The 13998-nt window shown below is 38.1% G+C and carries 6 protein-coding genes; 4 read left to right on the top strand and 2 right to left on the bottom strand.

Annotation, left to right across the window (positions count from 1 at the left end):
* The first annotated feature begins 78 nt into the window (after positions 1-78).
* Together ligA and KX581_RS01920 are read left to right on the top strand one after the other, a co-directional pair.
* On the top strand, positions 79-2049 hold the full coding sequence (ligA, locus tag KX581_RS01925; RefSeq protein WP_231175426.1) for an NAD-dependent DNA ligase LigA: 1971 nt from the start codon (positions 79-81) through the stop codon (positions 2047-2049).
* 100 nt (positions 2050-2149) lie between these two features.
* On the top strand, positions 2150-2482 hold the full coding sequence (locus KX581_RS01920) for a ribbon-helix-helix domain-containing protein (protein ID WP_231175425.1): 333 nt from the start codon (positions 2150-2152) through the stop codon (positions 2480-2482).
* On the opposite strand, the gene KX581_RS01915 is transcribed toward KX581_RS01920, so the two are convergent.
* Positions 2461-2610, bottom strand: a complete 150-nt coding sequence (locus tag KX581_RS01915; protein ID WP_231175460.1) for a hypothetical protein — start codon at positions 2608-2610, stop codon at positions 2461-2463. The two genes, KX581_RS01920 and KX581_RS01915, sit on opposite strands and share 22 nt — an antisense overlap.
* Before the next feature lie 192 nt (positions 2611-2802).
* On the opposite strand from KX581_RS01915, the gene KX581_RS01910 reads away from it, so the two are divergent.
* Together KX581_RS01910 and KX581_RS01905 are read left to right on the top strand one after the other, a co-directional pair.
* The gene (locus KX581_RS01910) at positions 2803-3504 is read left to right on the top strand and encodes an ATP-binding cassette domain-containing protein (RefSeq protein WP_220846015.1); all 702 of its coding nucleotides are present in this window, start codon (positions 2803-2805) and stop codon (positions 3502-3504) included.
* Positions 3504-4259 (top strand): ABC transporter permease, encoded by a 756-nt coding sequence (locus tag KX581_RS01905; RefSeq protein ID WP_000500917.1) that lies wholly within the window; start codon positions 3504-3506, stop codon positions 4257-4259. Before KX581_RS01910 ends, KX581_RS01905 begins: the two co-directional genes overlap by 1 nt.
* Positions 4260-4318: 59 nt before the next feature.
* On the opposite strand, the gene KX581_RS01900 is transcribed toward KX581_RS01905, so the two are convergent.
* Positions 4319-13879 (bottom strand): vacuolating cytotoxin domain-containing protein, encoded by a 9561-nt coding sequence (locus KX581_RS01900; protein WP_231175459.1) that lies wholly within the window; start codon positions 13877-13879, stop codon positions 4319-4321.
* Positions 13880-13998 lie beyond the last annotated feature (119 nt).

The raw sequence follows: 13998 nt of genomic DNA, 5'->3' as shown, positions 1-13998 counted from the left end.
CTAATTTCCCCTAAAGCCCTATCAAAAGATTAAATGTTATAATACTACCCTAATTTAGTTTAAAAGGTTTTTACAAAAATGATAAAAAGCCAAAAAGAATATTTAGAAAGAATTGCATATTTAAACACCCTATCGCACCATTATTACAACCTTGATGAGTCAATCGTAAGCGATGCGATCTATGATGAACTCTATCAAGAATTAAAAGCTTATGAAGAAGAAAACCCTAATCGCATTCAAGCTAATTCCCCTACCCAAAAAGTGGGGGCTACTACCACCAATTCGTTCAATAAAAACCCCCATTTAATGCGGATGTGGAGCTTAGATGATGTGTTCAATCAAAGCGAATTGCAAGCGTGGTTGCAACGCATTTTAAAAGCCTATCCTAGCGCTTCGTTCGTGTGTTCGCCAAAACTTGATGGGGTTTCGCTCAATCTTTTGTATCAACATGGCAAGCTAGTGAGCGCGACCACTAGGGGCAACGGCTTAGAAGGAGAATTAGTTAGCGCAAACGCTAAACACATCGCTAATATCCCCCACGTTATCGCTTATAATGGAGAAATAGAAATCAGGGGCGAAGTGATCATTTCTAAAAAGGATTTTGACGCTTTAAACAAAGAGCGCTTAAACGCTAACGAACCCCTATTCGCTAACCCTAGAAACGCCGCATCAGGGAGTTTGAGGCAGCTTGATAGTGAAATCACTAAAAAGCGTAAATTGCAATTCATTCCTTGGGGCGTGGGCAAGCATTCTTTAAATTTCCTAAGCTTTAAGGAGTGTTTGGATTTTATTGTCTCGCTGGGTTTTAATTCTATTCAATACTTAAGCCTAAACAAAAACCACCAAGAAATAGAAGACAATTACCACACCCTAATTAGAGAAAGGGAGGGCTTTTTTGCCCTTTTAGACGGCATGGTGATCGTTGTGAATGAATTGGATATTCAAAAGGAGCTAGGCTACACGCAAAAATCCCCTAAATTCGCTTGCGCTTATAAATTCCCGGCTCTAGAAAAACACACCAAAATCATAGGAGTCATCAACCAAGTGGGGCGCAGCGGGGCGATCACACCGGTCGCTGTTTTAGAGCCTGTAGAAATTGCTGGGGCTATGATTAATAGAGCGACCTTGCACAATTATTCTGAAATTGAAAAAAAGAATATCATGCTCAATGATAGGGTGGTCGTCATTAGAAGCGGCGATGTGATCCCCAAAATCATCAAGCCTTTAGAAACTTACAGAGACGGCTCGCAACATAAAATTGAACGCCCCAAAGTTTGCCCTATATGCTCGCATGAGCTTTTATGCGAAGAGATTTTTACTTATTGTCAAAACCTTAATTGCCCGGCAAGATTGAAAGAAAGCTTGATTCATTTCGCTTCTAAGGACGCTTTAAACATTCAAGGCTTGGGCGATAAAGTCATAGAGCAACTTTTTGAAGAAAAACTCATTGTTAACGCCCTAGACTTGTATACTTTAAAATTGGAAGATTTAATGCGGCTAGACAAATTCAAAATTAAAAAAGCTCAAAATCTATTGGACGCTATTTTAAAAAGCAAAAACCCTCCCTTATGGCGTTTGATTAACGCTTTAGGGATTGAGCATATCGGCAAGGGAGCGAGTAAAACGCTGGCTAGATACGGCTTAAACGTGTTAGAAAAAAGCGAAGCCGAGTTTTTAGAAATGGAAGGCTTTGGGGTGGAAATGGCACGCTCTTTAGTCAATTTTTATGCGAGCAATCAGGAATTTATCCGATCGTTATTTGATTTGTTAAACCCTAAAAACAGCGATATGGCCAAAGAAAAGCAAGAAAGCTCTTCTGTTTTCAGTCATAAAACGATTGTTTTAACCGGCACGCTTTCTAAACCACGGCAAGAATACGCTCAAATGTTAGAAAATTTAGGGGCAAAAATTTCTTCAAGCGTGAGCGCTAAAACCGATTTTTTAATCGTTGGAGAAAACGCCGGCTCAAAACTCGCTCTAGCAAAAAAACATGGCGTGAGCGTTTTGAACGAAGAAGAATTATTAAAGCGCCTTAAAGAATTGGATTAAATTCTAAAGAAAAATTCCAATTTTCATTCTTAATGAATTTACTCACAAAATCCTATTTTATAGTAGAATGCGAAAAATAAAGATATTTTAAGGAACAATGATGGAACACCATAAAGCGCACACAACCATTCAGACTTTACAAGCCAAACGAAAAAAATTGCTAACAGAATTAGCCGAGTTAGAAGCAGAAATAAAAGTGAGCAGCGAACGAAAAAGCAGTTTTAACATTTCGCTTTCGCCGAGTTTGTTAGCCGAAATAGAAGAGATAGAATACGAAGAAAAAACAAGTAAAGAGCGAAGAATCAATCATAGCGTTTTACTTTCGCCTAGTTTTATGGCTAAAGTGGATGAATACATGAAAGAGAAAGGTTTTCCTAATCGCTCGCTTCTCTTTGAAAAAGCGTTGGAATTTTACATGTTAAAACACCCATAAACCAGTAACGGACAAAAAATGAGAGGGTATTTAGGGTTTTGAGAATGGAAAATCAAAAGCTCCGTTTCTCTTTTAGGGTCTTTCTTATTTAAAGCCGTGGCTTTGTCTATTTTTTGGAGTTGGAGCACTTTTTAAAATCGTTTGATGTTGTTTTATGCGATTAGAGTGTGTTTATCAGTAACGTTTTTGGCTCGTTTTAACAAAGATTGATTAATTTTTTAGCAACACTACGCTAAATAAAACCATCGTTTGAGTACAATAACCCTAGATGGGATTTTAAATCATTTCTATCAAAGGAGATTTTATGCAAAGGGAATTTTATGATTTCTAACATCAGCATACACCCAAAAACCATGTTTAAAAACGCTTTAAATATACAAGATTTTTCATTTAAAAGTCATACTAGTACAGCCATTATTGGCACAAATGGTGCTGGAAAATCAACGCTTATCAACACTATTCTAGGCATTAGATCAGACTATAATTTTAAAGCACAAAACAATAATATTCCATACCACGACAATGTTATACCACAACGCAAACAATTGGGAGTTGTCTCTAACCTATTCAACTACCCACCTGGATTAAACGCAAACGACCTTTTTAAATTCTATCAATTTTTTCACAAAAACTGCACTCCAAATCTATTTGAGAAAAATCTTTTGAATAAAACCTACGAACACCTAAGCGATGGACAAAAACAGCGCTTAAGGATTGATTTAGCTCTTAGCCACCACCCCCAATTAATTATTATGGATGAACCAGAAACTAGTTTAGAGCAAAACGCTCTTATAAGACTATCAAATCTCATAAGCTTGCGCAACACCCAACAACTTACAAGTATCATCGCCACTCATGATCCTATTGTCTTAGATAGTTGCGAATGGGTATTGTTCCTTAAGAATGGCAACATTGCCAAATACGAACCTTTAGATTCCATATTAAAATCTGTAGCTAAAACTTTTAACTTTAAAGAAAAACCAACCACAAAAGACTTATTAGCATTACTAAAGGATATTTAGTGGGAGCAATTCTATCTATCCTAAAACTTGAAATCAAATCTTATCTCACCAATACAAGTGCGCTATTTTGGACTTTTATTTATCCTATTTTAATGCTCCTATTACTAATTTTTGTTTTTTCAAAAAATACCACTGAAATTTTTTACTTTAATAACATTATAGGTCTAATGGGACTCCTTATTATTTCTAGCGCGATCTTTGGTCTCACACAAGCTATAACAAGCTCTAGATCGCATAATATATTCTTGTTCTACATGCTATCACCAGCAACTTTCAAACAAATAACTCTAGCATTAATCGCTTCAAGACTAATCGTTGTAATCCTATATGCTTTTATCTTTATTGTTCTCTCTTTTTATGCGCTCAATATCATCACTATTCTTAATTTTAAAGCGCTTATTTTGGGGTTTGTTAGTGTTTTTTCAAGCGCATTGTTTTGTTTTTGCTTGGCAATTTTTGTAGCTAGAATTTTTCAAAACGAACAAAGCATCTTAGGATTTTGTAATATTATCAATCTCTATGCACTAATGTCTTGTAATGTTTTTGTTCCTTTAGAATACCTACCTAATATTGGTCAATTATTTATCAAAACATCTATTTTTTACTACCTTAATCAACTTCTAATCAAAGCTTTTCAAGGGATTGATACTATACTGGTTTTAGCAACTTCAACATTTTTCATTATTGGTGGCATTATTTTATTTTTACTAAGCGCTAATCGCATGTTACTAACACCAAAAGAACGCATGCGTTAAATCCTTAATCCCACCATTGATTTGTTTAATGGCTCAAAAAAGGGGTAAGCCCTAACCCCCTAAAACGCTAAACGCATTCCAATGTTTCCGGTAATGTTGATCATTTTGTAATCCAATCCAAACCTAGCCCCCACCCCAGCATTCGCATAAAAGCTTTTAAACAATCTCACTTCCCCGCCCGTAGTGATGCTCGCAAAAGTGTTATAAAGCTCGCCTTTTCTATAACTCAAAATGTTATCGCCAATGAAACGCACCAATTTATCCCCCATTGATCGCACCAGCAAATCCCTACCAACGCCGCCAATCGCATAAAAATAAGAGTTTGTGTTGAAATAATGGCGGTTCTCTAAAGCGAAATCAATCGTTAAAACGGATTTTTTAGACGGATCGGCGTTCGCTTTAAACTGATTGTAAAGCGCGTTATCCATCACCCCATCTAAACCGGTCATGCCAATATAGTAATACCTTAAACCAATTTGAGGTTTTAAAATGATGCTTTTATTTTTAAACATGAAATCATACCCGTAATTAACTTTCGCGTTCGTCGTCCATGTGCTGTATTGATAAGACTGGTTGATCATAGAAAGTAGAGTGTCGTTGGAGCTGATTTGGGTTTTATTAGCCCCCCAAGTTTCATTGACGCTAAAAGTTAGCTCGCTCTTTTTAATGAAAGCCCTCGCATACAAGCCCACATCCACATTATCGGATTTAGAATTAGTGATGCGTTCATAAAATCCGCTATACCCATAAGCCGCATACCCTCCAACAATCACACCCTTAATGAATCTGTCATAGCCCACATTGACACCATAGAGCGTTCCTGTGCCATTTTCCACAAAACTCACGCCCCCAATGCCGGTCGCCCAAAGGTTGTTTTTTAGTTTATCCCTTTGAGAGTATTTTAAAATCACATCCATCGCGTTAGGGATTGCATCAGCAAATCTTTGGTTTTTAAGGCTGCTCAAGCGTTCGCTAAAATCCGTTGAATCAAAAGAAGCGAAACTGGAAAGCTTGGCTAAACGGCTCATTTGTTGCGTGTAAGTGTTGAGCTGTAAAACATCGGTGGAATTGTTTTTAAGATTGGGTTTAGAAAGCATGCCTAAAGCGCTGCTCACATCTTCCATTAAAGTCACAATGTGTTCAGTGGGATTGTCTTGCAAATAATAAGGAGCGAACAAGGGATTACCCCCCTTAGCCACAAAAAGTGCATTCAGCCACATAAGGGAATTATTGCCCGCAGATTTTATCGCATTCAAACCAGTGCTGCCTTGAATGTATTTGATGTAATACTCCAAACTAGGGGCTTGAATGTTAATGGGTTTATCAGAGACGGTAACTTGAACTTTATCATAAAGGATAGATGAATACACCATTTGCCCTTGAGAATCTTTAAAGCTTACCACAAGACCCCCATCTTTAATATTGACCGGTTGGTTGTCATAGCTTAACGAATCGCCATTTAATTGCATGCGTTTGCCGTTAAAATCAATGAGAGTGTAAAGCTTGAGATAATCGCTCAAGCTCCCTCCAAGAATCATTTGATTATCATAGCCATAAACCATGCGTTTAGCATTAATAAGCGTGTAAGCGCCTTGCTTGAGTTGAGTGTTTAAGTTGATTAAAGCTTGATTATTGTAAGACATGATCGTAGAAGCGCCAGTTACATTAATAATCGTTTGATGGGTGGGGTTATTAAGATTAAAGATTAATGGCCCTTCGCTCTTGAAATCGCCCCCCACATTCAAACCATTTTCATTCGTGCTAAGAGTCGCTCCTTTTACCACATTGAAATTACCGCTGATATTGACCCTGTAATTAGAATTGTTGTTAAAAGCGTTATTCACGATCAAATTGTTGGCTTTAAAAGTGGCGTTTGGCTCTAAATTTAAAGTCCCGATAGTCGTATTTTGCAAGACTTTTGAAAAATCCACTAAGCCATTCGCTCTAATTGCACCTAAGAAAGCGAAATTATTGGCATTCACTTCTAGCGTTTCATCGGTTGGGGCTGTCGCGCTTGAAGAATGAGCTTTTTTCTCGCCCATGCAATCTAAAACATTCACGCAAATTTGACCTTTTTGAACGATAATATCGTTTCGTGGCGCGTTAAGAATTAAACCATTGGTAGCGTTTAAGGTATCTAATGAAATATGAGAAAAATCTTGAGAAATCAATGAAAGCCTGCCCTGATATTGCGTGAAATTAATGGTGTTTTTCCCATTAAAGATAATGGACTTGCCCGCTATAAAATTCAATTCCCCCCCTGTGGCGTTACTAAACGAGCTGTTATTCACAAACACATAATCTTTAGCCACAAAATTGAAATTCCCTTTTTGCCAAAGATTGTGCAAGCCCCTAGAGCCTAGTAAAGATCCCAAGCCAAATTGTTCCAATTCTTTTTGTAAAGATTTAGGGAGTATGGATCCTAAACCTTGATGATAAACGCCTCCTAAGCCCTTATCAGCGATGATTTTATTAATCATTTGCCCTAGGACTTGATTGCTCATGATTTTATTCACTACGCCTTCGCCTAATAAGTCATTTAACGCTTTTTCACCTATGCTAGAAATGGTGCTAGTCAGCTCTTTACTAGAGTTAGTGATGCTATTTAAAGCGATATTGACTAAAACGCTCAAATCTTGTGGGCCTAGCCAAGAAATGAGCTTATTGATTAAGGGGGCTTGTTCAATCATTTGATTGAGAATATCCCCAAAAGTCGTTTTGTTTAAGAAACCCTGTAAGTCTTTGGAATCAGAGCTAGAGCCTATTTTATCAAGGGCTTGATTTAACCCTCCAGGCACAAAATTATTGGCAAAAGAACTCAAACTTTGCTTGCCATACCAAGTATTGATGAAATTCTCTACATTTTCAATCCCTAAAGTTTTAACGATGAATTTTTCAAACCCTGAAGAATGGGCTTGGATTTGCTCTAAAAGCATTTGATCGATTTTTTTTCTTTCCGTAGGATCTAGAGCGTTTAAAAGCCCGTTTTCACCAAAAACATCGCCCACCGTTTTAGAATTTAAAATTTCCATGATCGCGTTTTTGAATGCACTCACGCCTAAGAGGTTATTCACTTCAGTAGGGCCAAGCAAAGAGCTTAAAGTCTTAGATCCAAAATCTTTAGGGATCATACTAGCTAAATCTTTAGGGATAGCGTTATCATTCAAACTCTCTTCATAAATGATATTAGAAAGCACATTCCCTAAACCTTTTTCTCCAAAAAGCTTTTCAATGCCCCCTTGCCCCAGATAAGAAAAGATTTTATCGGTCCCTTGAGCGTCAATATTGGCTTGATTAAGCACTAAATTCGTCGCGCTTTCAAAAGACACATTTGCACTCCCTCCGCTCCCCCAAGCGTTCCCGCTGCCGATGGTTCCGGTAATGTAGATGTTTTTAGCCCTAAAATTAGCATTAATGTAGCCTAAATAAGGCGCGCTAGAATGGAGCAACTGCCCTAAATTAGTCTGCCTAAACATCTGGCAAGTGTTATCCCCAACCGCGCATGGCTCTTTATACCCATCGCCTCCAAACCACACCACGCTTTTAGTGTTCGTTTGCCCTTCTTTGATCGCTCCTACCACGAGATTGCCTTGAGAGAAATGATAATTAGCCGTGTTGGAAAAATTATTGATAATCTTTAATAAGCTCTTCCAATTTGCTTGAGTTAAAGTGATACCGTATTTTTCAAAGATACCAAAAAGAGTTTCAAAACTATTCGGGCTATTGAGATTGAGATTGTCTAAAGCCCCTGAAGCGATAAGCTTAGCCATTTTAGGCAAAAATTCCTTGCCCAAACTGGCAATAACGCTTAAATCCTGCTTAGTGATAGCCTGATTATAAATGTGTAAGGCTTGTAAGGGTTGGTTTTGCGCGTTATAAGTCCCTAGTGTTTCATTGTTTTGATTAAAGCCTTTGATATTGCTCGTTAAATAATGAGTGCCGGCCTTATCGCTTGTGTAATTATAGGAATTAGAGCTTTCATCATAAGGGTTTTTTTGGTAATCATACAAACTAGGAGCGAGATTGAACATCTCATTATTAGAAGCACCGTTTTGAGAGATCTGCACTTTCAAGCGGTTGTTATGCAAAGTTTCTGTAATCGTTTCAGTCGTATTGAGTGGGTTAGTGAAACTCCACGAATGAACGCCGTTATTAAACGAGTAATCAGCCTTTTCAATCTGTATGCCATAAAAACGGATCTTTTCATAGCCGTTATTCCCCATCAAACCCTGAATATTTTGAGCTTGTAAAATATTATAAACTAAGGGCTTGTTTTCTGCATCAAATAAATTCACATTAGACAGATTTAAAATCCCTTGAGTTCCAAAGCTGAAATTCCCGCTTGCATTAATGGATAAAGCGTTAGCGCCATTGCCTAAAAGGTTTAAAGCACCATTTAAAAGAACGCTTTGAAAATTTAGGGTGCTGTTGTTGTTTAAATCAAAAGAAGCGTCTGCATTAAAGGCCGCTAATTTAGTGAAAGAAATTTGAGAATGATTAGCGTAAAAACTCACAGGAGCGTTAAAAACGCTATCGCCATTGAAATTCAACAAGCTTGAGCCGTTGAGGTTGAAATTCGTTTCCCCTTCTACTTTGAGAGCGTTAAAGCTCGCTTGAGAACTTTCAGCTAGATTCATCGTAGAGTTATTTTCAAAAGTGGAAGCCCCTTGGAAATTGATATGGATATTTTTAGCCCTTAAATTGAGCGTGGCTTGATTAAAATTCGTATTCCCTTTGAAATTGATAAGGCGTGTGGAGTTGCCAAAATCAGGCGTTTTACCAAATAGCGGGATGCCATAAAAAGTTACATTAGCGTTATTGAAATTTGCTTGATTGAAGCTTACTTGAGCGTTAGGGTTCAAATTCAAATAAGACACCCCGTTAAAAGCGGTTGTGCCGTTAAAATTCGCCACGCTGTTGTTGTAAAAAGAAAGGCTTGAGGCGTTTTCTAAAGCCGTTTGGGTTTGGCTATCCCCAATATTAATAGCAGCGTTGGGCTTGATCGAAAGCCTGGAATTATTGAAAGTAACATTCCCATTCAATGAAGACTGATTCACATTTTTAGACACATCAATAACCATTTGAGAATTATTGAAAATAATGTTATTAGCTTTCAAATCATAGCGAACACCCCCCCCTAAAATGGAATTAGTAAAAATCAAATCCGTATTCGCAACCATATTCACATACGATGAGCCGCTCTCAGTCGCTCCGTTAATATTAGTCCAGCCGCTAAAAGTGGTGTTTTCAAAAGTGATACGCCCTGAATTAAAATTAAAGCCTCCCCATGTGAAATCCCTAAAGTTAGAGTTTTTAATATCCATAGAAAACCTGGAATTAAAATTCGCCCATGAATGCTGACTCGCACTAGTTTGTAAGCCCATAGCCACGGTTTGGAAATTCGTATAATTCAACCCGTCAGCGTTCAAGGTTTTATCAGCGTTAAAATTAATCGTCGCCCCACCGCCAGCGTTAGGGTTGCCGACATTAAAGTTATTCGTTAAAAAGATATTAGTTGCGTTGAAATTGCCGTGCAAATACAGCAAATTATTCTTACCAAACCAGATAGATCCGCCATTATTATTAGCCTTTTCTTGCGCGCTCCCTAAAAGCAAAGTCCCTACCACCGTAGCCCCAAAGTTCAGCGACCACGCAAAAGCGCTAGAGCCAATAAGGTCTTGATTTTTATAAGGCGCGATATAGCACACGCCAACACACACAGGGGTTTTTCCTGGAATAAAATCAAACTGCTTCCTCACTTGACTCCAAATATCCTTAGAATCAGCGTCTGTGTGGAAAAGCGAAGAGTTGAGCGTAAGGTATTTATAAGTGATAGATCCCGAATTAAAAGTTTCTTCAAAAACAAATTTTTGGCCGTTGCTTTGGGTGAATTGCACAAAAAAAGTATTATTATCCGTCCTTAATAAAGTCCCTCGTTCGCCATCATAATGGATCAAATTCCATAAATTTTTTGAAAAAGCATTATCCGCTAAAGCTTGGTTATTGTATTTGATGCTATCCCCGCTTAAAAGCGTGTAAGTGGTTTTATCGGTCAAGCCCCTTTCAATGTTAAAGATACTATCATTTTCAATAGAAACTGATCCTTTAAGGCGGCTGAAAGGATCGCTGTTAATGAGCGTGTTTGTGCCTTTAAAAGTGGTGTTTTTAGTGTCGTTAAACGAATAGCTACCGCCACTAAACGAGTTGTTGTTGAAAATAAGGTTTTGCACTCTGGCGTTGATATTATAAGAATTGAAGGTGTTATTTTCTAGGGTTAAAGAATTTCCGGCGCTGTTTTCACCCCCTTTATAAATCAAAGTGCCGTTATTGTTGAAAGTTACTCCACTAATGGTGGTTGTGCCATTGCTATTGGCGTTATCCACGCCAAAATTCCCCCCTCCATTCACAGAGCCTTTATCCCAAGTAATGTTATTGGCCTTAAGGTTAAAGCCTCCATGCGGGGTTTGGTTGCTAAAATTTGCGTTTGTTGCATTCAAATTACCATTATTAACAATGAAATTCATCCATGAATCTTGCAAACCGGCTTTATCGTTATTCAAACTAGCGTTAGCGATATTCAAACGCTTTTGAGCGTTAAACACTAAAGTCGCACCCCCACCGGTTTGAGCGCCGTTACCGGAGCGAATCGTGCCGGTAATATCAATTTGATTGGCTTTAAAAACGCCTTGAATATAACCCACTAGCCCCCATTCAGCCCCTGAAGTTTTCCCAAAACTCACCACGCTATTAGAAGTGGGATTCGCCCCAACAAGAAAAGGGGTGGTCTGATTGAACACTAAAACGCTGTTAGCGCCGCTATAATCTTGCGTGAAAACGCCTGTGCCAGCGTTCTTCCAAGTCGTCATGCCGTTGAGATAAAACACGGTGTTACTGGCGTTGTTATTGATATTTTTAAGATGGAATACATCATTATTGATATTCACGCAATGCGTATAGCCTAGAGTGCATAAACGAGTGAGCGTGATCCCATTATTAAAATTTTCTTTGATGTAGTAAGTCAAGCCGTTATCAATGAATTGGACATTATAAATTTTAGTGCTGCTTGGTGCGGATTGATTTTCATCCACTAACTTACCGCTAGGGTTTTCCCCGCTCGTCCAGCGCAACATTTGATACAAAGCGTTATTATTTTTATAATCCACGCTTTTAGCGTTAAGCAATTGATAAGTCGTGCCTACGCTTAGGCTGTTCAAAAGCCCTTGCATGTTGAAAACAACGCCCTTATTGAAAGTAAAAGTTGTTTGAGCGCCGTTTATTTTAAATTGGCTATTCACATTGAAAGTGTCATCAGTAAAACTGACTTTAGAAGTTTTATTAAAATCAAACACGCCCCCATTGAACGAGTTCCCACTAAAATCCACTTGCTTGGCGTTGAAATTAAACGAACCGCCATTAAACGAGTTGTTATTGAAAGCGTTTGTCTGCTCCGCGTGGTTGAAGTTAAACGAACCGCCATTAAATTTGTCTTCATTAAAAGTGTTATTTATGCCATTAAAAGTATAAGAAGCGTCATCTAAAACGGATTTTTCAATGGTGGTCTTGCCTTGAAACTTAAAATTCCCTGCTAAAAAGTTCGTGTTTTTAAAGGTGTAAGTGTTTTTAGGGCCTTGAAATTTGTAATAAGCCTTGTTGAAATTCACGCTATCAAAAGCGCCATTACCGGTAAAATCATACCCCCCACCTGTCCAATCGTAAAAATCAGACTGAGAAACATTGATCTTGCCACTCCCAGAGCTATCCCCTAACGCCATAAAAGTCATGTAAGAATTTTGTGAAGTGGTTTTTAGGTTTTTAAAAGTAGCTCCGGCGATATTAATTTCAGTCGCGCCCACAAAATTCAAAGTCGCCCCCCCACCGGTTTGAGCGCCATTACCTGACATCATGTTACCGGTGATATAAACCCTATCGGCCGTGAAAGTGCCGGTGATATAGCCTGTTTTCCCCCAATTGATTCCCTCATACCCCCCAAAACGCACCGTGCTGTTAGATTTAGGGATTGTGCCATTAGCCCAAGGGGTCGTAGCGTTAAAGACTAAAGCGCTGTTTTTCCCGCCATAGGTTTGAGAAAATCTCGCATTAGTGTAATTCCAAGTGTTTAAGCCGTTAAGATAAAAAATCGCATCAGCTCTATCATCATTAATATTTTTTAAATTAAAGACATTATCATGGATATTCACGCTATTGGTGTAGTAAATATTGTTCGCACCATAATAGACAGATTGTAAAACAATAGAATTAGGGCTAAAAATTTGTCTAAAATTATAGAGTGTGCCGCCTAAATTGTAGGTTACATAGTAAGTGTGGGTGTTGTTATTAGAAGTGGCGTTTTTGTTGTTGTCTTTTGTGGCTTGCGTGTTTTTAAGCCTGATGATATTCCATAAGTTGCTGACATCATTGTAAGTGATGTTGCCATTTTTCATGCTAAAGAGCGTGTAAGCGCTTCCTATGCTAGGCGTGTAATTTTGAATATTAAAAACCGCATTAGGATTAATGGTAACTTTAGCGCTCATATTGACAAAGGGTGAAGTGGGGTTGTTGATCGTGGTTGTGCCTTGAAAATTAACATGAGCATTAGATCTATCAAAAACGAACCAACCCCCATTAAAGGTCAAATTATTAAAGGTAATATTATTTGCATTAAGAATGTAGGCGTTTCCTATAGTATTAATATTACCATTAGGCATGCTCCCTAGAGTGCTGTTATTAAAGGTAACGCTATTGGCGTTAAGATTGAGTTTATAATGATTGATATTAGAGTTAGTAAAGGTGATGCTCCCCCCGATACCATTCCCACCCTTATAAGTGAGCGCGCCATTATTGTTGAAAGTTACTCCGCTAATGGTGGTTGTGCCATTGCTATCCACATTATCAAAGCCAAAATTCCCGCCATTGACAATCCCGCCATTATAAGTGATCTTTCGCCCCATAGCATTAAAGCCCCCATTAGGGGTTTGGTTGCCAAAATCCGTGTTTGTCAAATTCACACTGTTATTGGAAATCAAATTGATCCAAGAAGTTTGTGTCCCGGCTCTGTTATTTTGAAAATAAGCCCCGTTAGTGTTTAATTCGTTTGAGCTTTCAAAAACCAGTATCGCCCCCCCACCGGTTTTCCACTCATTACCTGAGCCAACAGCCCCTGTGATAAAAATGTCTTTTGCCTTAAAAACCCCTGTAATAAAACCGATATAGCCCTCTTTCCCAAACCATATAGAAGAATTATTGGGCGTTGCGGAAGCATTTTTTGTCCCTATATACAATTTGCTGTTGTTGTAGTTTTGCGTAAAACTCCTACTCCCCCCAGCCCAAGTGCGTAAGGGGCTGATATAGTAGGATTTGTTGCTGTGGTTTTCATTCACGCTATTGAGCCAATACACCGAACTATTATAATCTTCAGCGCTCAAAGCTGAAACAAACCCTAGCCCTAAGAAGATTTTTTTGTTAAAAGATACGGAAAAGTTTGAACGCGTTTTTAAGGGATAAATTGTCAAAGACGAGTCTTTGATTTTATATTTTTTAGCGATTTTCTTTTTAACGCCCTTAAAAGAGCGGTTTTTAAAGCGTTTGTTTTTTAAATCTGTTTTATCATTTTTATCAATCATTTTAAACTCTTTCATTTAAACCCTTTCATGCGGTCATGCTAATACTTGCTAATACTTTAATACTTTTTGCACTACCCATTATAACAATTAAAAAAGAATGCGCGATCTCTTTGTGTGGT

Source organism: Helicobacter pylori (assembly GCF_021062735.1).
Taxonomy (GTDB): Bacteria; Campylobacterota; Campylobacteria; order Campylobacterales; family Helicobacteraceae; genus Helicobacter; species Helicobacter pylori_DN.
The sequence above is the reverse complement of the archived record's forward strand: the minus strand, read 5'-3'. Positions and strand labels throughout refer to the sequence as shown.

Coding starts and splice junctions, on each gene's coding strand:
- KX581_RS01920 (WP_231175425.1), top strand. CDS start 2,150: ATGGAACACCATAAAGCGCACACAACCATTCAGACTTTACAAGCCAAA.
- KX581_RS01910 (WP_220846015.1), top strand. CDS start 2,803: ATGATTTCTAACATCAGCATACACCCAAAAACCATGTTTAAAAACGCT.
- ligA (WP_231175426.1), top strand. CDS start 79: ATGATAAAAAGCCAAAAAGAATATTTAGAAAGAATTGCATATTTAAAC.
- KX581_RS01900 (WP_231175459.1), bottom strand. CDS start 13,879: ATGATTGATAAAAATGATAAAACAGATTTAAAAAACAAACGCTTTAAA.